The following is a 24,890-nucleotide window of genomic DNA, read 5'->3' as shown; positions in this document are numbered from 1 at the left end:
GCGGTATTGAGGCGGATGGGGCTGGGACGTGTCGAGGCGGGCAGCGCTGGGGCGGATGGCGCTGGGGCGGGCGGTGTTCAGCGTGATGCCGGCGTCGGGCGCTGCTAGCCGTGCGTTGCTAGTCGTGCGTTGCTCTCGGTGTTGGTATCGGGTGTTGCTGTCAGCCGTGCCTGTGAGCGCCGCCGGGAGGCGAGTGCGCCGCTGCGGATGCCGTGAAATGCATCAATCCGCCATTCACCCCCGCCCGTTGACGACGGCGGTTCAGCCCGCGTTCTGCTCCTCGGCGAGGATGCGGTCGAGCGCCTCGTCGAGATGCGTGTCGAAGTCGGCGAGCGCCCGCTCCTGCCCGAGCGGCACCAACTTGTCCGTACGGTCGAGGAACGCGAGCAGCGGCGGGATGCCCACCCTGAACAGCGCCTGGTCCCCGCCGACCTGAAGCCTGATCAGCGCCTCGTCGAGCAGCTCGGGGTCGGTGGGCTCGATGCGCACGTCGCCGTCACCGCACGGCCTGCCCACCCCGTCGACCAGCAGCTCCCGCCCGAACGCCCAGGTCACCGGGGCGTCCCCGGGCAGGTGGAACGTCAGCCGCACGGCATAGGGATCGCCGGTCTCATAGCGCAGCTCCACCGGGATGCGGAACGACAGCTCCTCGGAAACGAGGAAGCTCATCATGACCTCTGCCTGCACCGACTCGCCCATCGCGCCCTACCCCGTCGCTTAGCCCTCGAGTGGCCAGGAACCAACTCCCTGACACTCCTGGCATCTTGCTTAACGTGCACACCAGATCACAAGGAGTGAGTTTTCAGATGCTGATAGAGAAGGCGAGTGTCCTTAGTAGCTTTCCGATCTCGCTCTGCAATCGCTCCGCGGCGGGAAGCAGCCGCTCCGCCTGGCTCAAGGGAACGGAAATGGCCAAGGTCGCCGCGGTGTCCCCCACCGTGATCGGAATCGCGGCGCAAACCGTCCCGAGCGCGTACTCCTGACGCTCCACGACGGGCCGCATCCGCCCCATCGCGTCGAGCCTGCGCAGGAGCGTCCGGTCGTCCCGTACCGAGTAGCGCGTGATCGAACGGACCGGGTAGCGGTCGATGTGGTCCTGGCGTGCCTCATCGTCGAGTTGGGCGAGGAGGCACTGGCCGATCGCGTGGGCATGTCCCGTCTCACGGAAGTCCGCCCACTCGTGGACCGCGGGGTTGCTCGGAGTGTCGGCGACGGCCACGAGCTCGATCTCGCCCTCGCGGTACACGGCGAAGTACAGCGGGACGCCGATGGTGTCGCGCCAGTGCTCCAGAGCCTCCCGGATCGTGCCGCGGCGATTCTGCTGCGCCCCGCTGCTGCTCAACCGCTCGGCAGCCTCGCCGAGCACGAACAGCCCCTTGTCGCGGCGCAGATAGCCCTCGTGGGTCAGGGTGCGCAGCAAGTGATACGCGGTGGGAAGGGCGAGTCCCGCCTCACGGGCCAACTGCTTGGCGGGGGCGCCGTGCAGATGCGAGGCCGCGGCTTCCAGCAGCCGCATCGCCCGCTGCACGGAGCCGATGAGGGTGGGTGCGCCGGTGGGCGTACTGCTGGTGTCCGCCAGTGAGCGGGTGAGGTCGACCGCGGCCAAGGTTCACTCCCGAAGCGCGTGGGGGTCCGCCCCGGCCCGGAGCAACACGGGAGAGGGCCGGGCACCCGTGCGCGGGGCTCGTACCCCCGCGTCGGTTTTCGGACTCTAACCCTTGGTCAGCGCGTGATGACGTCCCGCGGGGAAACTTCCCCCTGCCGAGGGAACCGTTGCGAAAACGCACCGAACGCACTTCGGACGAACACGCTTCAACCGCCGTGGCGCCAACGCCGGTCGGGCGAAACGTCCGCGCGGAACATCACCAGTCGCTGCGCGACGAGGACGAGCCGGATATGAACTTCCGTACGACATAGATGAGTCCACCGACCAGGGCGACGAATATCAGCGCCTTGAAGAGCAGCGCGACGACGAAACCGACGACGCTCGCTATCAGACCGCCGAACACGACCAGGGCGATGACAGGCACCGCGATCCACTTCACCCACCACGGCATTCCCGAAAAGATCTCCTTGGCCGCCATCGTCCTTACCTCTCTCCGCATCCGTGCGGGTTCCTGATATCTCCGCAGGTTCCCGTCTTCCTGCATTCGATGCTAGGTGGCCAAAGGGCTCCGTGGGGGCCTCGGATCCCCCGTCCTCCCCTGACCTGACCCTGAGAGAACCCCGAGGTCGCAGCCCTGATCCGATCAGACCCCCGGGGGATCGGGAGAGGTCGGAACAGGGGCGGGACCCAGAGGTTTGAAGACCTGGAAGTTCGCGGACCTGGCGGTTTCGCGGAGTTGGCGGCTCAGCCCTCGGGAGGAGAGCGGCCGTTCAGCCCCGGGAAGGGAGCGGCGGCTCAGTCCCCTGGAGGGAAGCGGCGGCTCAGCCCTCCGGAGGGGAGAAGACGACGAGCACCCGGAGGTCCTCGCTGATGTGGTGGAACTTGTGGGCCACGCCCGCCGGCACATAGACGACGCTGCCGCGCGCCACCGCCGTGGTCTCCATGCCGACCGTGATCGAGGCCCGGCCGCTCACGACCATGTACACCTCGTCCTGCCCGTGCGGCTGCTGCGGGTCGGACTCCCCTGCGTCGAGCGCGTACAGCCCCACCGACATGTTCCGCTCCCGCAGGAACTGCAGATACGCGCCGTCGTTGGCGGCGCGCTCCGCCTCCAGCTCGTCCAGTCGGAATGCCTTCATCGCCTCGTACGCCCCTTGCCCTGCTCGTGAACCGGTGGTGCTCGACCGACCGCTCCAGACCTACGTCTGCCACGATCAGACACATGAAGAATTTCGTAGTCAAGACGATCGCCAACGCCGCGGCTCTGGCCGTCGCCGTGTGGCTGTTCGACAAGATCACCCTGACCGGGGACAGCACGGGCAAGAAGGTGGGGACGTTGATCGTCGTCGCCCTGCTCTTCGGCCTGGTGAACTTCCTGGTCAAGCCGGTGGTGAAGGTCCTCACGTTCCCGCTGTTCATCCTGACCCTGGGTCTGATCACGCTCGTGGTCAACGCCCTGATGCTGCTGCTCACCTCCTGGCTCGCCGACAAGTTCGACGTGCCCTTCCACGTGGACGGCTTCTGGACCGCCGTCCTGGGCGGCCTGGTCATCTCGATCGTGTCCTGGGCCATGAACGTCGTCCTCCCCGACGACAAGGACTGACCCGCCCGATGCCCTACTCCGTCTGTTTCGTCTGCACCGGCAACATCTGCCGGTCGCCGATGGCCGAGGCCGTCTTCCGCGCGCGGGTCGAGGAGGCCGTCTTCCGCGCGCGGGTCGAGGAGGCCGGTCTCGGCGACCTGGTCCAGGTGGACAGCGCGGGCACCGACGGCTGGCACGAAGGGGACGGTGCCGATCCGCGCACCGTCGCCGTCCTACAGGAGGCCGGTTACCGGAGCGCGCACCTGGCCCGGCGCTTCAAGGCCGACTGGTTCGCGCGGCTCGACCTGGTGATCGCCCTGGACTCCGGCCACCTGCGGGCGCTGCGCCGCCTGTCGCCGACCCCGGACGACGCGGACAAGGTGCGGCTGCTGCGCTCGTACGACCCCGCCGCCGACGACCCGGACGTGCCCGATCCCTACTACGGGGAGTTCGACGGGTTCGAGGAGTGCCTGAGAATGGTGGAGGCGGCGAGCGAAGGACTGCTCGACGTCGTACGGGAAGCGGTGGAAAGGCGGCGGCATGACGGAATCGGCACCGATAGGCGACGGATCGAGTCCGGCGGGCGAGGGCCCCGCGCCGGTCGGCGACGGCACCCGCGCGGTGCGGGCCGGTCTCCCCGAGCCGGTGAAGCACGAACCGACGCTGCCCGGACCGGTGTTCGCGGCCCACTTCCACCTGCCCGGTGATCCCACCGGCGGATACGCCTACGCGCGCGACGAGAACCCCACCTGGACGCACCTGGAGCGCGCCATCGGCGAGCTGGAGGCGCCGGGTGCCGACGACGTCGAGACGCTGACGTTCGCCTCCGGGATGGCCGCGATCTCCGCGGTGCTCTTCTCGCAGCTGCGCGCCGGTGACGTGGTCGTCCTGCCGGACGACGGCTACCAGGTGCTGCCGCTCGTCAAGGAGCAGCTCATCGCGTACGGCATCGAGGTGCGCACCGCCCCGACCGGCGGCGATGCCCAGCTCGACGTCCTGGACGGCGCCAAGCTCCTGTGGATCGAGACGCCCTCCAACCCGGGCCTCGACGTGTGCGACGTGCGCCGGCTCGCCGAAGCGGCACACGCGCGTGGTGCCCTGGTGGCGGTCGACAACACCCTGGCCACGCCGCTCGGCCAGCGCCCGCTGGAGCTCGGCGCGGACTTCTCCGTGGCGAGCGGCACCAAGATGCTCACCGGCCACGGCGACCTCCTCCTGGGCTACGTCACCTGCCGGAACGCGGAGCTGACCGCTTCCGTACGGCGCTGGCGCAAGATCGTCGGCGCCATCCCCGGGCCGATGGAGGCCTGGCTCGCGCACCGCTCCCTGGCCACGCTCCAGCTGCGCGCCGACCGTCAGAACGCCAACGCCCTGGCCCTCGCCGAGGCCCTGCGCACCCGCACCGATGTCACGGGCCTGCGCTACCCCGGCCTGCCCGACGACCCCTCGCACAAGATCGCCTCGCAGCAGATGCGGCGCTTCGGGTGCGTGGTCTCCTTCACGCTGCCCACGCGCGCGCGTGCCGAGCGTTTCCTGGCCGCCCTGCGCCTGGTCGACGACGCGACGAGCTTCGGCGGCGTGCGCTCCACGGCCGAACGCCGCCGCCGCTGGGGCGGTGACGCGGTCCCCGAGGGCTTCATCCGCCTCTCGGCGGGCGCGGAAGACCCCACGGACCTGGTGGCGGACGTCCTGCGCGCCCTTGACGAGTCCGCCGTCACGGCGGACTGACCTCGCGGTAGCCGCTTCGACGCACGCCCTACGCACAACGAACGGTCCGAGCCTCCCCCCTCGTGGCTCGGACCGCTCCGGTTCCGCGCGCGAAGAACCGCGCCAACAAGGCTAGTTGACTCTGTGTCAGTGTCCAATCACGCTAGCGACAGAACCCTATCGACATATTTATAGTTGGGCGCGCTCCGGGCAGCGAAGGGGAGGGACGTCGTCATGGATCTGGCCCTGCTGCGCACCTTCGTGACGGTGCACCGGGCCGGTTCCTTCACCCGCGCCGCCGCGCTGCTCGGCCTCTCGCAGCCCGCCGTCACGTCCCAGATACGCACGCTGGAGCGGCAGTTGGGTCGCCCGCTCTTCCTGCGCCAGGCCCGCGGGGTGACGCCCACGACCATCGGGGACGAGCTCGCCCACAAGGCGGCCCCTCATCTGGACGCCCTGGTGGAGATTGCCGAGACCGGCGTCGACGAGGACTCCCCGGTCCGCACCCTGCACCTCGCGGGACCGCCGGAGTTCACCGCGGAACGCGCCCTGCCCGCGCTCACGGGGCTCGCCGGACAGGACGGCCACAGCTACGCCCTGCGCGCCTCGTTCGGCACCGCCGAGGAGGTCCTCGAAGGGCTCGCCGCCGGTCACCACGATCTGGCCGTCACCTCCGCACGACCGCGCGGCGCCCTGCTCACCGCGACCCCGCTCTGCGACGAGGAGCACGTCCTGGTCGCGGGGGAGCGCTGGGCGGCCCGGATCGGCCCCGGCAGGCTGCGCCGCAAGGGAGCCCTGCCCCTGGAGAACCTGCCCGTGGTCGAGGTGCACGAGTCACTGCCGTTCGTCGCGCGCTACTGGGCCGCCGTCTTCGACACCCTCCCCGCCGCGTCCGGCGCCGTCATCGTCCCCGACCTGCGCGCGGTCCTCGCCTGCGTGGCCTCCGGCGCCGGCCTCGCCGTACTGCCCCGCTATCTGTGCGCCGAGGCCCTGAAGAGCGGCGAGGTCGTCGCCCTGCTCGACCCCGCGGTGCCCCCTTTGCGCACGTATTTCCTGGTGGTGCGCACGGGCACGCTCGCCATGCCGCACATCGCGCGGGCGCATGAGTGGCTGCTGCGCGCTGCCGCCCACTGGGCCTGATGGCGGCTCCGATCGCCTCACGATGTTTCACGTGGAACAGTCCGGGCCACATTTCCCCCATGACCGTCCGACCCGTGGTCAAGCGCACCGCACGTGCCGTCCTGCTGGACGGAGACGACCTGATCCTGATCAAGCGGACCAAGCCCGGCGTCGATCCGTACTGGCTCACCCCCGGCGGCGGCGTGGAGCCGGAGGACGCCACCGTCGTCGACGCACTCCACCGCGAGGTGCACGAGGAGCTGGGCGCCAAGATCGTCGACGTCGTGCCCTGCTTCGTCGACACCGTGGAACACATCGGCGAGGACGGCGGCGCGACCGGCGTGAAGGTGCAGCACTTCTTCGTCTGCCGCCTGGTGTCCATGGACCTCAGCCTGCGACACGGCCCCGAGATCGACGAGCCGTGCGGCGAGTACGAGATCGTCCACGTGCCCTTCACCCGGGTCGGGATCGCCTCGGTCCATCTCGTACCGCTGTCGCTGCGCCACTACCTGGACGGCAACATCGAGGGCGTGCGCGCGATGCACGCCCCCGATCTGGGCTAGGGCCCTAGTCCCCCGCGGCGACCAGTTCCTCGACGGAGTCGTGGCGGATCCTGCCCACGGGTATGCCCACGTCGCGCAGCGCGTCGACACCGCTGCGGATCATGCCGGGCGGTCCCGAGAGATACGCGTCGTACTCGTTCCACGGGCCGTACTCACGCACGGCGTCGGGCAGCTGCGCCCGCTGGTCGACGATCGGGCGGACGGCCAGCCAGGGGTGGGTCTGCTGGAGCCGCAGCATCGTGTCGATGTCGTACAGGTCGTGATCGGTCCTCGCTCCGTAGAAGACCTCGACCGGGCGCCGTCTGCCGTGCTCGGCGACGTCCTCGACCAGCGCCTTGATGGGCGCGATACCGGTGCCGCCGCCCAGACAGAGCAGTCCGCTGTCGGTGGTGTGGTCGACGGTCATCGACCCCCCGGGCGGCCCGAGCCGCAGGACGTCACCAGGGCGGGCGCGGTGCACCAGCGAGTTGGAGACCCAACCGGCCGGGACGGCCTTGACGTGGAAGGACAGCAGTCCGTCCGAGCGGGGCGCGGAGGCGAAGGAGTAGTGCCGCCAGATCCGCGGCCACCAGGGAGTCTCCAGGCTGGTGTACTGCCCGGCCAGGAAGGGGTACGGCTGGTCGGGGCGGACCGTGACGATGGCTATGTCCGGGGTCCTGAGGTCGTGCGCGACGACCTCGGCGAACCACCAGGCCGGGGCGCGCAGCTCGTCCGCCGCGGCCGCGTCGATCATGACCTGGGAGATCGTCGTGTACGTCCGGACCCAGGCTGCCTCGGTCTCGCCGTCCCAGACCGCGCTCGCATACCGGCTGAGCGAGCCGATCAGCGCCTCGCCGACGGCCGGATAGTGCTCGGGCTGCGTGCCGTACTTGCGGTGTCCGCGGCCCAGGTTCTTCAGGTACGAGACGAGTACGGGGGTGTTGTCGATGTGCTCGGCCGCGGTCAGCAGCGCCTTGAGGAGCCGGTCGCGCTGGGTGTCCATCGCCGCGGGGAACAGGGCGCGGAGATCGGGGTGGCGGGTGAAGAGCAGCGCGTAGAAGTACGAGGTGACCTTGTCGGAGTCAGGGCCGATTTCAGCCATCGTGCGCTGCACGAGGACGGCGTCGGGCGATCGCGTCTCGGTCCGCTGCGGGGGCGCGACACGGGCGTGTGCCACGACGTCACTGAGCTCGGCGGGCTCGGAGGTCTCCCGCGCGGCCGGTATTCGCCCCTCCGACGGGTCGGCCGACGGCTCGGACGGGTCGGCCGGCTCCGACGGATCGGCCGGTCCGGACGGATCGGCCGGCTCGGTGTGTTCGGCCGCGAGCAAGGAACCCCCGCTCTCGGCGGCGCGCACGGGGCCCGCGGCCTCGGCGACGGCGCCTACCGCGGGCGCGGCGGGGCCGGGCCTCCCCAGGGGACGTATCGAGGCCACCCGGCGCCCCTCGGCGGCCTCGGGCCCCTCGGCACCGGACTGCTGTGGTGCTCCGTCCTCCTGCCGCTTCGGCGGCTTGCGTCGGGTGAACCAGCCGCCTCCCTCGCCGGAAGTGTCGTCGTCCGACGACGTGGTGGTCGGAGCGTCCATGCTGTGCCTCGCCTCGAACTTCTCTCAGTCGGTCTGCGCACTTCCCGTCGGAAGCTGCCTGCTTTCCCCGCTCTGCCTCGATGGCCAATACGGCCACATTGAACCCCGGAATCCCGGACCCTACGGACAAGTAGGTCGAGAATGTGACATTGGCCGCAGTCATCTCACCGCAGCATGTCATTCACCGTCGACGTGCCGACCGCATAACCAGAAGTACGGGTTCTGGATCTCTTCGCCCCGTTAGGCTTCTTTGACCTGCGCGCGTACCCCCCTAGGTGCGAAGAGGCGCACCCGGCACGGACCGGAGTCGACCATACCGGCAGCCGCCCGGCGCACAAGTCCCCCCTTCCCTTCGCCCTGAATTCAACGCCCCTGCCCCTCAATTACCTCAATTACCGGGCGCCCCGCACCAATTCGTACGCCTGACGGAGATCCCTCCCGACATAAGAGTGGGTGGCCAGGCTCACCAGCCGTTGATCAGCATTGACGGCGACGGAAACCGGCACGGCGCCGAACAACTCCAGGTCGGAAAGCGAGTCTCCGTACGCGACGCAGTCGTCGCGGGCCACCCCGAACTCTTCACAGAGCCGGTTCGCGATCTTCACCTTGGCCGCGGCGTCGAGGATGCCCGCCGGGTTCACCGGCTCGGTGAACGGCACGGCGGGGAAGAGCGATCCGTGCGCGGCGTGCGCGCCCCAGCCAAGGAGCCGCTCCACGAAGAAGGACGGCGACAGCGACACCACCGCGCAGTAGTCGCCGCCCGCCCGGATCTCGGCCCAGGTCTCCCGGATGCCCGACAGCCAGGGCGCCCCCTCGAAGGCCCCCGTCACATGCTCGTCCGTGAGCTCGGCCCACAGCTCATGGACGCGGACCGCGTACTGCGGGGAGTCGATGCGTCCCGCCACGAAGTCGCGCTCCAGTGCGGCGATCTCCGCGTCCAGACCGAGCTGCCGCGAGATCTCCACCGGGGCGGCTGTGCCGTGCAGCAGCGTCCCGTCCAGGTCGAAGAGGTGAAGGCGTGCCATGTACGCCGAGGCTAGTACCCACGGTTACTCCCGCTGTCAGACGCCCCCGACCACCTCGCTTGGCACCGTGTTTCACGTGAAACTAAGCCGCCCCGCTCGACGGGCCACCCTGGTTGTCCATGTAGTCGGTGCAGCCGGCTGGCTCGGGCTCACGCTCGGGCTGCTGGCTCTCGCTCTGACCGCGATCACCACGCGGTCCCCCGCGGTCGTCGAGGCCTCCGTCCGCTCGATGAAGGTCTTCGCGGACTGGCTGGTGCTCCCGCTCGCCCTGGTCACCCTGCTGAGCGGTCTGCTGCTGTCCCTGGGCACGAAGTGGGGCCTCGCCAGGCATCGCTGGGTCTACACGAAGTTCTGGCTCACCCTGGCCACCACCGCCGCCTCGGTCTTCGCGCTGCGCCCCGGGGTCAACGACTCGGCCGCGACGGTGGCCGCGGGCGACCCGATCACGGACCCGACCGGCCTCATCGCCGGACCGATCGTCTCGCTGACCGCCTATGTCTTCATGACGGTCATCTCGGTGCTCAAGCCCTGGGGACTCACCCGCCGTGGCCGGAAGCAGCGTGGCCAAAAGCAACGTGGTTCAGCGGACAAGCAACGTGCTTCTGACCACAAACGGCTGGACGCCGGGGACGTACGTCAGACAGCCTGACCCGAGTGTCGACACCTTCCCTCTCAGCACTGCCCATCCGCCGGCTCACCCCCCGCGATCTGACCTTCTGCGCCGACCTGTCCGAGGACCGGGGCTGGCCGCGCGAAGAACACAAATGGGGCCTCCTCCTCTCGGCCGGAACGGGCTACGGCATCGACGACCCCGACGGCAACGGCCTGATCGCCGCCTACGTAGTGACCCAGTACGGCCCCCAGGAGCGACCCGGCCTAGCGGCGATCGGCATGGTCCTCGTCGCCGAGCGCCACGCCCGCCAGGGCATCGGCCGCCGCCTGATGCAGTACGCCGTCGAAGCGGCGACCACCGTCCCGCTGACCCTCCACGCCACGCCGTACGGCCGCCCCCTCTACGAACAGCTCGGCTTCAAGTCGATCGGCCGTGCCGAGATGGTCCGCGGCCGGTTCGCCCCCGCGGGTCCGCTGCCCGACATCGCCACCCGGTCCGCCACCGCGGAGGATCTGACGGCCATCCTCCGGCTCGACACCGAGGTCTTCGGCCACGACCGCACCCATGTGATCACCCGGCTGCCCGCCTTCACCGACCAGCTCCGGGTCGCGGAGGCCGGCGGCGAGATCATCGGCTACGCGGGCGCCTGGCCGAACATGGAGACCCATGTGGTCGGCCCGCTCGTCGCCCGCGACACCGAGACCGCGAAGGCCCTCATCGCCTCGCTCGGCGCCCGCACCGACCGGCCGCTGCGCACCGACATCGACGTACGGCACGAGGAGCTGCTCGCGTGGGTGAAGGAGAGCGGCCTTGAGCCCGTCGCCTTCAACGCCGTGATGGCGTACGGGATTTCGGAGCTGCCCGGTGACTGGACCCGCCGCTTCGCACCGCTGACCGTGGCGGCCGGCTGACGGCACACCGACACACAGAGGCCCGCCCCCAAGTGCCATGGTCCTTCCGGCACTTGGGGGCGGGCCTTTCCGTACGCCCTTGCCGCGTTACGCGAGAGCCTGCAGGGCCGCCGTCGCGAAGCCGTGGTCCTGCTCCGGCGCACCGCCGCCGACGCCGACCGCACCGATCAGACGGCCGTCGCGGTGGACCGGCACGCCACCCGCGATGAACAGCAGCGGCCGGTCGAGCGCGGTGGGCAGGGTATGGAAGAGGCCGCCCGGCTGGACCGCGTCGACGAGGTCGGCGGTCGGGGCGTTCAGCTGAAGGGCGGTGTACGCCTTGCGGGTGCTGGTCTCGCCGGAGATCAGCACGGCCCGGTCGTCGCGCCGGAAGGCGAGGAGGTGGCCGCCCGCGTCGAGGACGGTGACGCTGACGGTGACACCGGCGTCCTCGGCGGCACGGCGGGCCGCGCCGACGAGCGCTTCGGCGTCGTCGATGGTCAGCGGGGCGACGGCAGCGGTGGTGGTGCTCATGAGGGGTGTTCTCCTTGCGGGGTGGTGCTGGGATGAGGGGGAGCGGGGGGTCAGTGGTGGACCGGCACCGCCTGCTCGGCGGGCGCGCCGCCGGTCACGACGAGGCTCGGCGCCGCGGCCGAGCGGCGCTCCAGCGCGGCCGAGACGACGGCCAGCACGAGGGCTGACGCGGCGAGGGTGGCGCCCACCCAGTTCGGGGCGGTGTAGCCGAGGCCCGCAGCGATCACGATGCCGCCGAGCCAGGCCGACAGGGCGTTGCCGAGGTTGAAGGCGCCGATGTTGACAGCGGAGGCGAGGGTCGGGGCACCGGACGCCTGGTCGAGTACGCGCTTCTGGAGCGGCGGCACCGTCGCGAAGCCCAGGGCGCCGATCAGCGTGATGGTCACGGCGGCGGCGATCTTGTTGTGCGCGGTGAGCGTGAAGAAGGCGAGCACGACGGCCAGGGAGCCCAGCGAGATGTAGAGCAGCGGCATCAGGGCGCGGTCCGCGAACTTCCCGCCGATCAGGTTGCCCGCGACCATGCCGAGGCCGAAGAGGACGAGCAGCCAGGTCACGGACGAGTCCGCGTAACCGGCGACGTCGGTCATCATCGGCGCCAGGTAGGTGACGGCGGCGAAGACTCCGCCGAAGCCGAGGACGGTCATCGCCATGGCCAAGAGCACCTGCACGTTGCGGAACGCCGCCAGCTCGTGGCGGAGCCGTACGCCCTCGGGCTTGGGCAGGTCGGGGACGAGCTTGGCGATGCCGACGAGGCCGATGACGCCGAGCCCCGCGACGATGGCGAAGGTCATCCGCCAGCCGAGCGTCTGTCCGACGAGGGTGCCGAGCGGCACGCCGACCACATTGGCCACGGTCAGGCCGGTGAACATCATGGCGATCGCGCCGGCCTTCTTCTCCGGGGCGACCAGCTCGGCCGCGACGACCGAGCCGATGCCGAAGAAGGCACCGTGCGCGAGGGAGGCGACGACGCGGCCCGCCAGCATGACGCCGAAGACCGGGGCGACGGCGGAGAGCAGATTGCCCGCGATGAACAGGCCCATCAGCAGCATCAGCATCCGCTTGCGGGAGATCTTGGTGCCGAGGACGGTCATCAGGGGGGCGCCGAGGACGACGCCCAGTGCGTAGCCGGTCACGAGGAAGCCGGCCGTGGGGATGGAGACGTCGAAGTCACCCGCGACCTCGGGGAGGAGCCCCATGATCACGAACTCGGTGGTTCCGATTCCAAAGGCCCCGATCGCGAGGGCGAGGAGCGCGAGAGGCATGGATCTACCTTCCAGAAGATTGCGGGTGCGGTTAACGTGCGTCCACAATAGTTGCAGACGCTCGTTAATTGCAAGCGCGGGATATTGCATCCGTGGACTATCCTGGTGGCAGCCACTCCGGGACGGAGGAATCAAGAGCCATGACAGCGACGGACCCCGCACTCACCGCCCTTTCCCAGGGCTGGTGCGCGCTCTCCCTGCTCCACGGGCAGATCGAGACCCACATCGAGCGCGCCCTCCAGGCCGCGCACGGCCTGAGCGTGCGCGAGTACTCCCTGCTCGACGTACTCAGCCGCCAGCACGACGGGGAGGGCGGCCATCTACAGATGAAGCAGGTCGCGGACGCCGTGGTGCTCAGCCAGAGCGCCACCACACGCCTGGTCACCCGCCTGGAGGACCGCGGACTGCTCTCCCGCTACCTGTGCCCCACCGACCGCCGCGGCATCTACACGGACGTGAGCGAGGCGGGCACCACGCTGCTCGCCGAGGCGCGTCCCACCAATGACGCCGCCCTGCGCGAGGCACTCGACAAGGCCGCGCGGAACCCGGAGCTCGCCCCGCTGGTCACGGCCGTGGAGACGCTTCGCGTGCCTGCCTGAGACGCGGCTGTCGTACGCCCGGCGTCTCTGTTGTGCGGCCCGCGGCCCGCATAGGCTGCGGCCATGGGAGATCTTGAAATACGCCCTGCCGTCGTCGCCGACCTGCCCGCCATCGTGGGCATGCTCGCCGACGACCCCTTGGGGGCCGTACGCGAATCACCGGACGACCTCGCCCCGTACGTCATGGCGTACGAGCGACTGACCGACGACCCGAACCAGCATCTCGTCGTCGCCGTGCGCGAGGACCGCGTCGTCGGCACGCTTCAGCTGACGATCGTTCCCGGGCTCTCCCGGAAGGGCGCCACCCGCTCGATCATCGAGAGCGTGCGTATCCACGCCGACGAGCGCGGCAGCGGGCTCGGCACGCGGTTCATCGAATGGGCCGTCGAGGAATCCCGGCGCCAGAACTGCCAGTTGGTGCAGTTGACCTCCGATGCCAGCCGCACCGACGCCCACCGGTTCTACGAGCGGCTCGGCTTCTCGGCGTCGCACGTGGGGTTCAAGCTTCAGCTCTGAACCGGGCATCGGGGCCGCCTCCAACCCTGGCTCCGGCAGAGCGCGGCGGCCTGTTTCACGTGAAACAGGCCGCCTTCTCACCAGCTACCGATGCGCCGCTCCTCAGCGCCCACTCGAAAGCGCTCGCTCAAACCCCCCTACTCGAACGCGCGCCACCCCTGCGGGTCCACCCCACCGGGAACCGGCGCCCCCGCCTCGTACGGCTCCCGGGTGAAGACGAACGAGCCCAGGTCGAGATGGCTCACCGAACCGTCCGGCCGCCGTACCGCCCGCAACAGCTCCCCCGCGTAGTAGCCGTTGAGCCCCGTCCACGTGCCGTCGCCGTTGGAACGGAAACGGGCCTGGCGTCCCGCGCCGGAGAGCGGGCCCAGCTCGACGCCGCCGTCGGCCGTCAGCCGGAGCGCGAGCACCTGAGTCCCCCAGTACCAGGGGCCCGTCAGCTCCAGCACCTTCTCGTCGACTTCGGGGAGGGGCCGCCACGGCTCGGGGATGCGGGGCTCGGCCTCGGCCACGATCTTCACCAGGTCGGCGGTCAGGCTCGCCACGAGCGGCCCGGAGGTGCAGTTGGCGAGCGCGACCGCGGCCACACCGTCCTCCTCGCTCACCCACAGACCGGCGAGGAAGCCCGGGAGCGAGCCCGTGTGCCCGGCCAGGCTGAGCCCCTTCCAGCGCATCAGATCCAGCCCAAGTCCGTACGCCCTGTCCCAGTCCCCCGGCTGCGACGGCGCCGACGGCGTACACATCTCCCGTACGGAATCGGCGCCGAGCACCCGGTCGTCGCCCTTCGCCAGGAAGGACGCAAAGCGCACCAGGTCGGCCGTGGTGGACCACAGCTGGCCCGCCGGGGCCATCAGGCCCAGATCCTCGGCGGGTTCGGACATCATCACGTCCGCCCAGGGATGCACGGCGAAGCCGCCCGCGTGCGGCGCCTGCGGCTGCGCGCTCGTACGGTTCAGCCCCAGCGGTTCGAGCACCTCACGGCGCAGAACCTCCTCCCATGGGACGCCTCGCAGGGCCGCCACCAGTGCCCCCAGCAGCGTATAGCCGGGGTTGGAGTAGTGGTGGCGACGTCCGACGGGGTGCCGGAAGGGCTGCTCGCCCAGGACGTCGGCGAGCTCGGGACGCGTGGATCCCGGCGTCCGCTCCCACCACGCCCCCGGCGTCTCGGCCGCCAACCCGCCTGTGTGCGCGAGGAGTTCCGCGATCGTCGCCTCACCGGCGCCACTGCCCGGCAGGTGCTTCTCCAGCGGGTCCCCGAGATCGAGCACGCCCTCGTCCCGCAGCCGCATCACCAGTACGGCGGTGAAGGTCTTGGTGATCGAGCCGATGCGGTACTGGACGTTCTCGTCCGGCGCGTGACCGTCCACCATGCTGCGGCCGCCGCTCCACACCAACTCGCCGTTCCTGGCCACCGAGGCGACGAGGGAGGGGGTCCGTCCCTCCGTCTGAGCGGTGGCGATGCGGTGCAACAGGGCTCGTCGGGTGGTGGGGAGCAATTCTTCACGGGGTTTCGTCATGGGACCAGTTCACCTGGGAGACGTCGTCGCGTCGAGCGGATTCCCGTGGCGACCAGACGCCCGCGGCCGTGCCTTCCTGAACGTGCTGTTCGTAGATGACGACCTTGTTGTGGATGACGTCGAGGCAGGCGCTCAGGTCGTCGATCCTGGCGCGTACGGACCTCTCGTGCTCCTGGAGCAGCGCCAGCCGGTCCTCCTCGTTGCCGGGCCCCGAACGCACCAGTGCGGCGAACCGCTTCACCGTGGCGATCGGCATCCCCGAATCACGCAGCCGGCCGCACAGCAGGAGCCAGTCCACATCCGCCTGTTCGTAGATCCGCTGTCCGCCGCCGGAACGGGGGATCTCGCGCAGGAAGAGCCCCTCCCGCTCGAAGAACCGCAGCGCGTGCACGCTCAGCCCGGTCACCTCGGCGACCTTCCCGATGGCGAGACCACCGGGATCACGTGTCAGCGGTCCGCCCACATCCTCAGTCATGCCACGACCGTAGCGCTCCCTTGACCTAGCGCACGCTCTAGGTTTTAACGTCCTACGCATGATCACCGAACAGCGGAGACTCGGCACCGGATTCGGCGCCCACAGCACCGCCGACGACGTCCTCACCGGCATCGACCTGACGGGCACCACCGCCCTGGTGACCGGCGGATACTCCGGCCTGGGCCTCGAAACGACCCGGGCCCTCGTCCGCGCGGGCGCGCACGTCATCGTCCCCGCGCGCAGGCCCGACACCGCCGACGCCGCCCTGCGCGGCCTTCCCGGGACCGAGGTCCAGGCCCTCGACCTGGCCGACCCGGACAGCGTGCGGGTCTTCGCCGAACGCTTCCTGGAGAGCGGGCGCTCCCTCGGCATTCTCATCAACGGCGCGGGCGTGATGGCCTGCCCCGAAACGCGCGTCGGCCCCGGCTGGGAAGCGCACTTCGGGGTCAATCACCTCGGGCACTTCGCGCTCGTCCAGCGCCTGCGACCGGCCTTCGCGCCCGGCGCGCGGGTCGTGGCCGTCGCCTCCTCCGGGCACTTCCTCTCCGACATCCGCTGGGCCGACCCGCACTTCCGTACGGGCTACGACCGCTGGCTCGCCTACGCCCAGTCCAAGACCGCCAACGCCCTCTTCGCCCTGCACCTGGACCGCATCGGCGCCGGCCAAGGCCCGCACGCCTTCGCCGTGCACCCCGGCAGCATCCTGACGCCGCTCCAGCGGCACATCCCCCGCGACGAGTGGCTCGCGCACGGCTGGGTGAGCGCCGACGGCACACCGGCCGACGGCTTCAAGTCCCCGCAACAGGGCGCGGCGACCGCCGTCTGGGCGGCGACCTCACCCCTCCTTGACGGCCGCGGAAGCGCGTACTGCCAGGACTGCGACATCGCCGAACCGGCCACCGGCGACGACATGCTCATCGGCGGCGTCAAGCCATGGGCCGTGGATCCGGAGGCGGCCGCGCGACTCTGGGACCTGTCGTGCGAACTGACCGGCCTCAGCGCCTTCTGAGCCCGTCCTTCACCACGGGATCAGGTCTGCGCCATGTCCACGAAGCGCGAGTAGTGGCCCTGGAAGGCGACCGTGATCGTCGCCGTCGGACCGTTACGGTGCTTGCCCACGATGATGTCGGCCTCGCCCGCGCGAGGTGACTCCTTCTCGTACGCGTCCTCGCGGTGCAGCAGGATCACCATGTCCGCGTCCTGCTCGATCGAGCCGGATTCACGCAGGTCGGACACCATCGGCTTCTTGTCCGTACGCTGCTCGGGGCCACGGTTCAGCTGCGACAGCGCGATCACCGGGAGCTCCAGCTCCTTGGCGAGGAGCTTCAGGTTTCGCGACATGTCCGAGACTTCCTGCTGGCGGCTCTCGGAGCGCTTGGAGCCACCGGACTGCATCAGCTGCAGATAGTCGATGACGACGAGCTTCAGGTCGTTGCGCTGCTTGAGGCGGCGGCACTTCGCGCGGATCTCCATCATCGACAGGTTCGGGGAGTCGTCGATGTAGAGCGGCGCGGCCGAGACGTCCGGCATCCGGCGGGCGAGCCGGGTCCAGTCCTCGTCCGTCATCGTGCCGGAGCGCATGTGGTGCAGGGCCACCCGGGCCTCGGCGGACAGCAGACGCATCGCGATCTCGTTGCGCCCCATTTCGAGCGAGAAGATCACGCTCGGCATGTTGTGTTTGATCGAGCAGGCCCGCGCGAAGTCCAGCGCCAGTGTGGACTTACCCATGGCGGGACGGGCGGCGATGATGATCATCTGGCCCGGGTGCAGACCGTTGGTGAGCTGGTCGAGATCGGTGAAGCCGGTCGGCACACCGGTCATCTCCCCGGACCGCGAGCCGATCGCCTCGATCTCGTCGAGCGCGCCCTCCATGATGTCGCCGAGCGGCAGATAGTCCTCGGTGGTGCGCTGCTCGGTGACCGCGTAGATCTCGGCCTGGGCGCTGTTGACGATCTCGTCGACATCGCCGTCGGCCGCGTATCCCATCTGGGTGATGCGGGTGCCCGCCTCGACGAGACGGCGCAGGACCGCGCGCTCGTGGACGATCTCCGCGTAGTACTCGGCGTTCGCCGCGGTCGGGACCGTCTGGACCAGGGTGTGCAGATACGATGCGCCGCCGACCTTGGTGATCTCGCCGCGCTTGGTCAGCTCGGCGGCAACGGTGATCGGGTCGGCCGGCTCGCCCTTCGCGTACAGGTCGAGGATCGCCGAGTAGACGGTCTCGTGCGCGGGCCGGTAGAAGTCGTGGCCCTTGAGGACCTCGACGACGTCGGCGATGGCGTCCTTGGAGAGCAGCATGCCGCCGAGCACCGACTGCTCGGCGTCGAGATCCTGCGGGGGAACGCGCTCGAAGGACGAACCGCCGCCGTCCCAGCCGCCCTCGCGGCCCCGGTCGTGCTGCTCGTCGCGGCCGCCCCGGCCTCCGTCGCGGCGCGGTCGGGAAACGGGCAGACGGTCACTGGGACCGCTGTCGGCCCAGGGGTCGTCCAAAGGCTCGGAGATACTCACCGGGCCACCTCCTCCCGTCCGCCGCGCGGACCTCGCCGTGCCCCTCTTTCCTATGGCACGACACTGACAAATAAGGGGGCCCAACTCCGGTTCTGACGCGTCGGTTTTGCGGGGTTTCCGAGGTCGGACGACGAGGCGGGCGCCGGACCACGGTAGGCCCGTGGGCACCGTCAGCCAATCTGGTTATCCACAGGCGGTGTGGATGACGGGCCCGATGCTGTGGAGAACCGCGCCAAACCTGTGCACGGCCCGGTGGACAGTCCTGTGAACAAGCCCTCAGCCAACTCGGAAAACTGCCTCTGACCTGCAACTTTCCCATCCACCGGCTGTGCAGAAGAAAAACTTTCCCAGTCGGACCAAGATCACGACAAACAGCGCGCGAAGGAGCGCGCGATGAGCACGCAAGTAAGGGGCTAAAGAACATTGCATCTCTTACCTGTGGAAGATTAGATTGGTGCCCATGACACAGGCTCCCGCAGCGCCCAAGGCCGTCCGGCGAAGACACGACCGAGAGATCATCTCCCTCGCCGTCCCCGCCTTCGGCGCGCTGGTCGCCGAGCCCCTCTTCGTACTGGCCGACAGCGCCATCGTCGGCCACCTCGGCACCGCGCAACTGGCCGGCCTCGGCATCGCCTCGGCGCTCCTCACCACCGCGGTGAGCGTCTTCGTCTTCCTCGCGTACGCCACCACGGGCGCGGTCGCCCGCCGGGTGGGGGCCGGTGATCTCCAGGCCGCCATCCGCCAGGGCATGGACGGCATCTGGCTCGCCCTGCTGCTCGGCGCCGCGGTCATCGCCGTCGTCCTGCCCACGGCACCCGCACTCGTCGACCTCTTCGGCGCCTCGGACACCGCGGCCCCTTATGCGATCACGTATCTGCGGATCTCCGCACTCGGCATCCCGGCCATGCTCATCGTGCTCGCCGCCACCGGCGTACTGCGCGGGCTCCAGGACACCAAGACCCCGCTGTACGTCGCGATCGGTGGCTTCGCCGCCAACGGAGTCCTCAATGTCGGCCTGGTCTACGGCGCGGGCCTGGGCATCGCCGGATCCGCCTGGGGCACGGTCATCGCCCAGTTCGGCATGGCCGCCGTCTATCTCGTCGTGGTCGTACGCGGTGCCAGACGGCACGGCGCCTCGCTGCGTCCGGACGCCGCCGGGATCCGGGCCTGCGCCCAGGCCGGGGCGCCGCTCCTGGTCCGCACGCTCTCGCTGCGGGCCATCCTGATGATCGCGACCGCCGTGGCCGCCCGCCTCGGTGACGCCGACGTCGCCGCGCACCAGATCGTTCTCTCGCTGTGGAGTTTGCTGGCCTTCGCGCTCGACGCGATCGCCATCGCCGGGCAGGCCATCATCGGACGCTATCTGGGCGCCGACGATGCGGACGGCGCACGCGCCGTCTGTCGGCGGATGGTGCAGTGGGGCATCGCGTCGGGCGTCGTCCTGGGCCTGCTGGTCGTCCTCGCCCGGCCCTTGTTCATCCCGCTCTTCACCGGCGACGCGGCCGTCGAGGACGCGGCACTGCCCGCCCTCGTGGTGATCGCCCTGGCCCAGCCGATCTGCGGCATCGTCTTCGTGCTCGACGGTGTCCTGATGGGCGCCGGGGACGGCCCGTATCTCGCCTGGGCCATGATCGTCACGCTGGCCGTCTTCACGCCGGTCGCGCTGCTCGTACCGACCTTCGGCGGCGGCCTGACCGCTGTGTGGGGAGCGATGACGCTGATGATGGCGGTGCGGATGCTCACCTTGTGGCTGCGCTCCCGCTCCGGCCGCTGGATCGTCACGGGCGCCACCCGCTGAACGCGGCACCTGCCGCCTGTCCCACAGGAAACTTCGTGCTGTTTCACGTGAAACAGCACCCGACGTTCCCGTGAAACACGACGGGAAGCTTCCGTGAAACACGTTGGGCCGCACCCCGAGGGGTGCGGCCCAACGCTGTGCTTCAGCTCTGCCAAGCGCAGTGCTTAGGCGGAGACGACCTCGACGTTGACCTTGGCGGCAACCTCGGGGTGCAGACGCACGGACGTCGCGTGGGCGCCCAGCGTCTTGATCGGCGCACCCAGCTCGACGCGGCGCTTGTCGATCTTCGGGCCACCGGCAGCCTCGATCGCCGAAGCGACGTCAGCCGGGGTGACGGAACCGAAGAGACGACCGGCGTCGCCGGAGCGGACGGCCAGACGGACCTTGACGGCCTCGAGCTGGGCCTTGATCTCGTTGGCCTGCTCGATCGTCGCGATCTCGTGGATCTTGCGCGCACGACGGATCTGCGCGACGTCCTTCTCGCCACCCTTGGTCCAGCGGATCGCAAAGTTCCGCGGGATCAGGTAGTTGCGGGCGTAGCCGTCCTTGACGTCTACGACCTCGCCGGCGGCACCGAGGCCGGAGACCTCGTGGGTAAGGATGATCTTCATTATTCGGTCACCCTTCCCTTATCGCGCGGTGGACGTGTAGGGCAGCAGCGCCATCTCACGGCTGTTCTTCACGGCCGTGGCGACGTCACGCTGGTGCTGCGTGCAGTTGCCGGTCACGCGGCGGGCACGGATCTTGCCGCGGTCGGAAATGAACTTCCGCAGCATGTTCGTGTCCTTGTAGTCCACGTACGTGACCTTGTCCTTGCAGAAAGCGCAGACCTTCTTCTTAGGCTTGCGCACAGGCGGCTTCGCCATGGTGTTTCTCCTGTGTGATCAAGAAGTGTGGGTACGGCCCACCCCTCGGCCCGGAGGCCGAAAGCCCGAAGGCTTAGAAGGGGGGCTCGTCCGAGTAGCCGCCACCGGAGCCGCCGGAGCTTCCGCCCCAGCCGCCACCGCCGCCGCCCTGCTGCTGACCGCCGCCACCGCCGGCCGGGGCACCGGTCGCCCAGGGGTCGTCGGCGGGAGCACCGCCGCCACCCTGCTGCTGACCGCCGCCGGAGCTTCCGCCCCAGCCGCCTCCGCCGCCGCCCTGCTGCTGGCCGCCGCCACCGCCGCCGTAACCGCCCTGGCCACCGCGACCGGTGGTCTTGGTGACCTTGGCCGTGGCGGTCTTCAGGCTGGCGCCGACTTCCTCGACGTCCAGCTCGTAGACCGTGCGCTTGATGCCCTCACGGTCCTCGTAGGACCGCTGCTTCAGACGGCCCTGCACGATGACGCGCATGCCTCGCTGAAGCGACTCCGCGACGTTCTCCGCCGCCTGACGCCAGACCGAGCAGGTGAGGAACAGGCCTTCGCCGTCCTTCCACTCATTGGTCTGCTTGTCGAAGATGCGGGGGGTGGACGCGACACGGAACTTCGCGACCGCCGCACCGGAGGGGGTGAAGCGCAGCTCGGGGTCGTCGACAAGATTGCCGACGACCGTGATGACGGTCTCGCCTGCCATGGGGGAACCTCTCGGCGGGTTTGCTGCTGGCTGCTTGTTGCTGCTACTCGATTCCCGGGTGCTGCTGAGCTAAAGAGCTCAGTGCATCTCGGGACGGAGGACCTTGGTCCGGAGGACCGACTCGTTCAGGTTCATCTGTCGGTCGAGCTCCTTGACGACCGCAGGCTCGGCCTGCAGGTCGATGACCGAGTAGATGCCCTCGGGCTTCTTCTTGATCTCGTAGGACAGACGACGACGGCCCCAGGTGTCGACCTTCTCGACCTTTCCGTTGCCCTCACGGACGACGGAGAGGAAGTTCTCGATCAGCGGGGAGACAGCGCGCTCCTCGAGATCGGGGTCGAGGATGACCATCACTTCGTAGTGACGCATGTGGAACCCACCTCCTTTGGACTCAGCGGCCACGGTCGTTCCGTGGCAGGAGGGTCGTGATGCGTACGCAACGGTATCGGCCGCCACTGACAATCGGCTCCCGCGAGCGGGAGCGCTTGCCGTGGCCTGGGCAGACACCGGTGCAGACGGTACAGACTACCCGCACCTGTGCTTCCGGTTGAAATCCGCCGTCGGACGGGCAGAATCTGTACACATCGGGTGTGTATGGCGCTACGATGCGCCGCCTTACGCAGGAGGTGCCTCACATGGCACAAGCAATGCGACCGAACACCGCCACCTCGCTCTTCGCCACGGACGGCAAGGCGCATCCCTTCCAGGACACGCTGCTCGGCGTGACCCTGGTGCTGGGGGCGATCGCCTTCGTGACCGCGATGTTCCACAACCTCCATCTGGTCAGTTCATGGGCGGGCCTGGTCGGGATCGCCACGGGCGCGTACGGCCAGTTCATCTCCGTGACGACCCGGGAGCGCTTCGGCCTGATCGTGGGTCTCGGAGCATCGGCGGTCGGCTTCTTCCTCGGCATGGCGCACGGCGGACTCTTCGGCGGAATCGTCGGCTGAGGACCTCTCGGCACCCCGGTCGCACAACCGGCCGGGGCCCAAGGTCCCGTACGCCCAGACGGGTCGCTCGCAGGGCGCAGTAGGCTTCGCGCGAGAGCCGGAGCCCCTGTACCCATGGGGACACACCAGCCCGAGGAGCGCCCCGATATGAGTCTGACCCTGAGGACCATCAGTCGCGAGCAGCATCTGGCATATATCCAGACGCTGCCGTCGGCGAGTCATTGCCAGGTCCCCGCATGGGCTGACGTGAAGAGCGAATGGCGCTCGGAGAACCTGGGTTGGTTCGACGACAGGACCGGTCAGCTGGTCGGCGCCGGCCTGGTGCTCTACCGACAGCTGCCCAAGCTGAAGCGCTATCTCGCGTACCTCCCCGAGGGTCCGGTCATCAACTGGTACGCCCCGAATCTGGACGAGTGGCTGCAGCCGATGCTGGCGCACCTCAAGCAGCAGGGCGCGTTCTCCGTGAAGATGGGCCCGCCCGTCGTGATCCGCCGCTGGGACGCTCCGGCGATCAAGGCAGGCATCCAGAACCCCGACGTGAAGCGGCTGCGCGACACCGAGGCGACGCACATCGAGCCGCGTGCCTTCGAGGTCGCGGACCGGCTGCGCCGCATGGGCTGGCAGCAGGGCGAGGACGGCGGCGCCGGATTCGGTGACGTCCAGCCCCGCTACGTCTTCCAGGTGCCGCTGGCCAACCGCTCGCTCGACGAGGTCCAGAAGGGCTTCAACCAGCTGTGGCGGCGCAACATCAAGAAGGCCGAGAAGGCCGGCGTCGAGGTCGTACAGGGCGGCTACCAGGACCTCGCCGAGTGGCAGCGTCTCTACGAGATCACCGCGGTGCGCGACAAGTTCCGCCCGCGGCCGCTGGCCTACTTCGAGCAGATGTGGCGGGCCCTCAACTCCGAGGACCCCAACCGCATGCGGCTGTACTTCGCGCGGCACAACGGCGTGAACCTGTCGGCCGCGACGATGCTCGTCGTCGGCGGCCACGTCTGGTACTCCTACGGGGCATCGGACAACATCGGCCGTGAGGTCAGGCCCTCGAACGCGATGCAGTGGCGGATGCTCCGCGACGCGTACGCGATGGGTGCCACCGTCTATGACCTGCGCGGTATCTCCGACTCCCTGGACGAGACCGACCACCTCTTCGGTCTGATCCAGTTCAAGGTCGGCACCGGCGGCGAGGCCGCCGAGTACATCGGCGAGTGGGACTTCCCGCTCAACAAGCTGCTGCACAAGGCTCTCGACATCTACATGTCGCGCCGCTGATCCCGCACAATTTCGCTCCATAACTCTGATACACCGCAGACACGAGAAAGGTTCCGGGATCCAGCCATGGCGCTCACGCTCTATGTCGACACCGCGCGCTGGCGGGCACACCAGAAGCACATGCTGGAGCAGTTCCCGGGCATCGTCCCGGTCTGCAAGGGCAACGGCTACGGCTTCGGTCATGAGCGCCTGGCCGAGGAAGCCACGCGCTTCGGCTCCGACGTCCTCGCCGTGGGCACCACCTACGAAGCCGCGCGGATCAAGGACTGGTTCAGCGGCGATCTGCTGGTCCTGACCCCGTTCCGGCGGGGCGAGGAGCCCGTGCCGCTGCCCGACCGCGTCATCCGCTCCGTGTCGTCGCTGGACGGCGTGCACGGCCTCGTGGGCGCCCGCGTCGTCATCGAGGTCATGTCCTCGATGAAGCGCCACGGCGTCAGCGAGCAGGAGCTCCCGCAGCTGCACGCGGCCATCGAGGACGTACGCCTCGAGGGCTTCGCGATCCACCTGCCGCTGGACCGCACCGACGGCTCGGACGCCGTCGAGGAGGTCATCGGCTGGATGGACCGGCTGCGGGCCGCGCGCCTGCCGCTGCACACGATGTTCGTCAGCCACCTCAAGGCCGGTGAACTCGCGCGGCTTCAGCAGCAGTTCCCGCAGACCCGGTTCCGCGCGCGCATCGGCACGAACCTCTGGCTCGGCGACCACGAGGCAACCGAGTACCGCGGTGCCGTCCTCGACGTCACCGCCGTCGCGAAGGGCGACCGGTTCGGCTACCGCCAGCAGAAGGCCGCCTCCGACGGCTGGCTGGTCGTGGTCGCGGGCGGCACCTCGCACGGTGTCGGCCTGGAAGCCCCGAAGGCCCTGCACGGCATGATGCCGCGGGCCAAGGGCGTGGCCCGCGCGGGCCTCGCGACGGTCAACCGCAACCTCTCGCCGTTCGTCTGGGCGGGCAAGCAGCGCTGGTTCGCGGAGCCTCCGCACATGCAGGTCTCCATCCTCTTCGTGCCCTCCGACGCCACGGAGCCGAAGGTCGGCGAGGAGCTGGTGGCCCATCTGCGGCACACCACCACGCAGTTCGACCGGATCGTCGACCGCTGAGGTCGTTCAGTTGAGTACGGAGAAGGGCCGGGGCCCCCCCGCGGCGGGCCCCGCCCGTCACACGGGCCCGACACCACACGGGAGCCCGGCACCCCCCGGCCCCCCCAAGTTGGCTCTGGGGGGACACCACAAAGGGGGGGT

General features: G+C 69.5%; 28 protein-coding genes and 1 pseudogene. 14 read left to right on the top strand and 15 right to left on the bottom strand.

All coding sequences use genetic code 11. The annotated features are described in order from the left end of the window. Positions 1 to 261: 261 nt before the first annotated feature. The 4 genes from ACIO9J_RS27310 to ACIO9J_RS27295 form a co-directional block, all read right to left on the bottom strand. Entirely contained in the window at positions 262 to 699 is a 438-nt protein-coding gene (locus ACIO9J_RS27310; protein WP_402004861.1) for an SsgA family sporulation/cell division regulator, read from the bottom strand. Between the two features lie 103 nt (positions 700 to 802). Continuing rightward, the gene (locus tag ACIO9J_RS27305; protein WP_402005424.1) at positions 803 to 1,528 is read right to left on the bottom strand and encodes an IclR family transcriptional regulator; all 726 of its coding nucleotides are present in this window, start codon (positions 1,526 to 1,528) and stop codon (positions 803 to 805) included. Between the two features lie 334 nt (positions 1,529 to 1,862). After that, positions 1,863 to 2,084 (bottom strand): DUF5326 family protein, encoded by a 222-nt coding sequence (locus ACIO9J_RS27300; protein ID WP_402005421.1) that lies wholly within the window; start codon positions 2,082 to 2,084, stop codon positions 1,863 to 1,865. 343 nt (positions 2,085 to 2,427) lie between these two features. After that, positions 2,428 to 2,745 carry a cupin domain-containing protein gene (locus tag ACIO9J_RS27295; RefSeq protein ID WP_402004859.1) on the bottom strand — a complete coding sequence of 106 codons (318 nt, stop codon included), beginning with the start codon at positions 2,743 to 2,745 and terminating at the stop codon, positions 2,428 to 2,430. An 83-nt stretch (positions 2,746 to 2,828) separates the two neighbouring features. On the opposite strand from ACIO9J_RS27295, the gene ACIO9J_RS27290 reads away from it, so the two are divergent. The 5 genes and pseudogenes from ACIO9J_RS27290 (at position 2,829) to ACIO9J_RS27270 (ending at position 6,577) form a co-directional block, all read left to right on the top strand. After that, positions 2,829 to 3,209, top strand: coding sequence for a phage holin family protein (locus ACIO9J_RS27290; protein WP_402004857.1), 381 nt, complete (start codon positions 2,829 to 2,831; stop codon positions 3,207 to 3,209). Positions 3,210 to 3,217: 8 nt separating this feature from the next. Then, a pseudogene (locus ACIO9J_RS27285) lies at positions 3,218 to 3,724 on the top strand (low molecular weight protein-tyrosine-phosphatase); the annotation flags it as partial. A 4-nt stretch (positions 3,725 to 3,728) separates the two neighbouring features. Next, complete coding sequence (locus ACIO9J_RS27280) at positions 3,729 to 4,916, top strand: cystathionine gamma-lyase (RefSeq protein ID WP_402004854.1); 1,188 nt, start codon at positions 3,729 to 3,731, stop codon at positions 4,914 to 4,916. Positions 4,917 to 5,129: 213 nt separating this feature from the next. Continuing rightward, the gene (locus ACIO9J_RS27275) at positions 5,130 to 6,035 is read left to right on the top strand and encodes a LysR family transcriptional regulator (protein ID WP_402004851.1); all 906 of its coding nucleotides are present in this window, start codon (positions 5,130 to 5,132) and stop codon (positions 6,033 to 6,035) included. A gap of 59 nt (positions 6,036 to 6,094) precedes the next feature. Next, positions 6,095 to 6,577 (top strand): NUDIX domain-containing protein, encoded by a 483-nt coding sequence (locus tag ACIO9J_RS27270; protein WP_402004848.1) that lies wholly within the window; start codon positions 6,095 to 6,097, stop codon positions 6,575 to 6,577. 4 nt (positions 6,578 to 6,581) lie between these two features. Here the strand turns inward: ACIO9J_RS27270 and ACIO9J_RS27265 are convergent, their stop codons facing one another. Both ACIO9J_RS27265 and ACIO9J_RS27260 read right to left on the bottom strand, forming a co-directional pair. Continuing rightward, positions 6,582 to 8,141, bottom strand: a complete 1,560-nt coding sequence (locus ACIO9J_RS27265; protein ID WP_402004845.1) for a globin domain-containing protein — start codon at positions 8,139 to 8,141, stop codon at positions 6,582 to 6,584. A gap of 392 nt (positions 8,142 to 8,533) precedes the next feature. After that, positions 8,534 to 9,166 (bottom strand): HAD family hydrolase, encoded by a 633-nt coding sequence (locus ACIO9J_RS27260; protein WP_402004842.1) that lies wholly within the window; start codon positions 9,164 to 9,166, stop codon positions 8,534 to 8,536. Between the two features lie 76 nt (positions 9,167 to 9,242). Here ACIO9J_RS27260 and ACIO9J_RS27255 point away from each other — a divergent pair, with 76 nt between their 5' ends. Next, positions 9,243 to 9,815 (top strand): DUF2269 family protein, encoded by a 573-nt coding sequence (locus tag ACIO9J_RS27255; protein ID WP_402004839.1) that lies wholly within the window; start codon positions 9,243 to 9,245, stop codon positions 9,813 to 9,815. Positions 9,816 to 9,820: 5 nt separating this feature from the next. After that, positions 9,821 to 10,690, top strand: a complete 870-nt coding sequence (locus ACIO9J_RS27250; protein ID WP_402004836.1) for a GNAT family N-acetyltransferase — start codon at positions 9,821 to 9,823, stop codon at positions 10,688 to 10,690. An 87-nt stretch (positions 10,691 to 10,777) separates the two neighbouring features. Here ACIO9J_RS27250 and ACIO9J_RS27245 read toward each other — a convergent pair whose 3' ends face one another. Both ACIO9J_RS27245 and ACIO9J_RS27240 read right to left on the bottom strand, forming a co-directional pair. Next, positions 10,778 to 11,203 carry a heme-binding protein gene (locus ACIO9J_RS27245; protein ID WP_402004833.1) on the bottom strand — a complete coding sequence of 142 codons (426 nt, stop codon included), beginning with the start codon at positions 11,201 to 11,203 and terminating at the stop codon, positions 10,778 to 10,780. Positions 11,204 to 11,253: 50 nt separating this feature from the next. Beyond that, positions 11,254 to 12,465 (bottom strand): MFS transporter, encoded by a 1,212-nt coding sequence (locus ACIO9J_RS27240; protein ID WP_402004830.1) that lies wholly within the window; start codon positions 12,463 to 12,465, stop codon positions 11,254 to 11,256. A gap of 140 nt (positions 12,466 to 12,605) precedes the next feature. On the opposite strand from ACIO9J_RS27240, the gene ACIO9J_RS27235 reads away from it, so the two are divergent. Further along, positions 12,606 to 13,064, top strand: a complete 459-nt coding sequence (locus ACIO9J_RS27235) for a MarR family winged helix-turn-helix transcriptional regulator (protein ID WP_402004827.1) — start codon at positions 12,606 to 12,608, stop codon at positions 13,062 to 13,064. Positions 13,065 to 13,127: 63 nt separating this feature from the next. Further along, positions 13,128 to 13,580, top strand: a complete 453-nt coding sequence (locus tag ACIO9J_RS27230) for a GNAT family N-acetyltransferase (RefSeq protein WP_402004824.1) — start codon at positions 13,128 to 13,130, stop codon at positions 13,578 to 13,580. A 137-nt stretch (positions 13,581 to 13,717) separates the two neighbouring features. Here the strand turns inward: ACIO9J_RS27230 and ACIO9J_RS27225 are convergent, their stop codons facing one another. Next, complete coding sequence (locus ACIO9J_RS27225) at positions 13,718 to 15,097, bottom strand: serine hydrolase domain-containing protein (protein ID WP_402004821.1); 1,380 nt, start codon at positions 15,095 to 15,097, stop codon at positions 13,718 to 13,720. Beyond that, entirely contained in the window at positions 15,081 to 15,572 is a 492-nt protein-coding gene (locus ACIO9J_RS27220) for a MerR family transcriptional regulator (protein WP_402004818.1), read from the bottom strand. The genes ACIO9J_RS27225 and ACIO9J_RS27220 overlap by 17 nt, the downstream gene beginning before the upstream one ends. Positions 15,573 to 15,630: 58 nt before the next feature. Between ACIO9J_RS27220 and ACIO9J_RS27215 the strand changes: the two genes are divergently transcribed. Next, positions 15,631 to 16,581 (top strand): SDR family NAD(P)-dependent oxidoreductase, encoded by a 951-nt coding sequence (locus ACIO9J_RS27215; protein ID WP_402004815.1) that lies wholly within the window; start codon positions 15,631 to 15,633, stop codon positions 16,579 to 16,581. A 20-nt stretch (positions 16,582 to 16,601) separates the two neighbouring features. On the opposite strand, the gene dnaB is transcribed toward ACIO9J_RS27215, so the two are convergent. After that, positions 16,602 to 18,080, bottom strand: a complete 1,479-nt coding sequence (gene dnaB, locus ACIO9J_RS27210) for a replicative DNA helicase (protein WP_098243610.1) — start codon at positions 18,078 to 18,080, stop codon at positions 16,602 to 16,604. Positions 18,081 to 18,540: 460 nt separating this feature from the next. On the opposite strand from dnaB, the gene ACIO9J_RS27205 reads away from it, so the two are divergent. Continuing rightward, a complete protein-coding gene (locus tag ACIO9J_RS27205) occupies positions 18,541 to 19,878 on the top strand; it encodes an MATE family efflux transporter (RefSeq protein ID WP_402004812.1) in 1,338 nt (445 codons plus the stop codon). 164 nt (positions 19,879 to 20,042) lie between these two features. Here the strand turns inward: ACIO9J_RS27205 and rplI are convergent, their stop codons facing one another. The 4 genes from rplI to rpsF all read right to left on the bottom strand — a co-directional run bounded on the left by rplI (position 20,043) and on the right by rpsF (position 21,801). After that, complete coding sequence (gene rplI / locus ACIO9J_RS27200; protein WP_098243612.1) at positions 20,043 to 20,489, bottom strand: 50S ribosomal protein L9; 447 nt, start codon at positions 20,487 to 20,489, stop codon at positions 20,043 to 20,045. An 18-nt stretch (positions 20,490 to 20,507) separates the two neighbouring features. Continuing rightward, positions 20,508 to 20,744 carry a 30S ribosomal protein S18 gene (gene rpsR, locus ACIO9J_RS27195; RefSeq protein ID WP_003949403.1) on the bottom strand — a complete coding sequence of 79 codons (237 nt, stop codon included), beginning with the start codon at positions 20,742 to 20,744 and terminating at the stop codon, positions 20,508 to 20,510. Between the two features lie 73 nt (positions 20,745 to 20,817). Beyond that, on the bottom strand, positions 20,818 to 21,432 hold the full coding sequence (locus ACIO9J_RS27190) for a single-stranded DNA-binding protein (protein WP_402004809.1): 615 nt from the start codon (positions 21,430 to 21,432) through the stop codon (positions 20,818 to 20,820). Positions 21,433 to 21,510: 78 nt separating this feature from the next. Further along, positions 21,511 to 21,801 carry a 30S ribosomal protein S6 gene (rpsF, locus tag ACIO9J_RS27185; protein ID WP_016644628.1) on the bottom strand — a complete coding sequence of 97 codons (291 nt, stop codon included), beginning with the start codon at positions 21,799 to 21,801 and terminating at the stop codon, positions 21,511 to 21,513. A gap of 266 nt (positions 21,802 to 22,067) precedes the next feature. Between rpsF and ACIO9J_RS27180 the strand changes: the two genes are divergently transcribed. The 3 genes from ACIO9J_RS27180 (at position 22,068) to ACIO9J_RS27170 (ending at position 24,749) form a co-directional block, all read left to right on the top strand. Then, the gene (locus tag ACIO9J_RS27180) at positions 22,068 to 22,382 is read left to right on the top strand and encodes a hypothetical protein (protein WP_402004806.1); all 315 of its coding nucleotides are present in this window, start codon (positions 22,068 to 22,070) and stop codon (positions 22,380 to 22,382) included. A gap of 147 nt (positions 22,383 to 22,529) precedes the next feature. Beyond that, positions 22,530 to 23,651: a peptidoglycan bridge formation glycyltransferase FemA/FemB family protein gene (locus ACIO9J_RS27175; RefSeq protein WP_150493717.1), complete on the top strand. Its 1,122-nt coding sequence runs from the start codon at positions 22,530 to 22,532 to the stop codon at positions 23,649 to 23,651. A 66-nt stretch (positions 23,652 to 23,717) separates the two neighbouring features. Next, the gene (locus ACIO9J_RS27170; protein ID WP_402004803.1) at positions 23,718 to 24,749 is read left to right on the top strand and encodes an alanine racemase; all 1,032 of its coding nucleotides are present in this window, start codon (positions 23,718 to 23,720) and stop codon (positions 24,747 to 24,749) included. Positions 24,750 to 24,890 lie beyond the last annotated feature (141 nt).

The organism is Streptomyces sp. NPDC087300 (assembly GCF_044744425.1).
GTDB lineage: Bacteria > Actinomycetota > Actinomycetes > Streptomycetales > Streptomycetaceae > Streptomyces.
The sequence above is the reverse complement of the archived record's forward strand: the minus strand, read 5'-3'. Positions and strand labels throughout refer to the sequence as shown.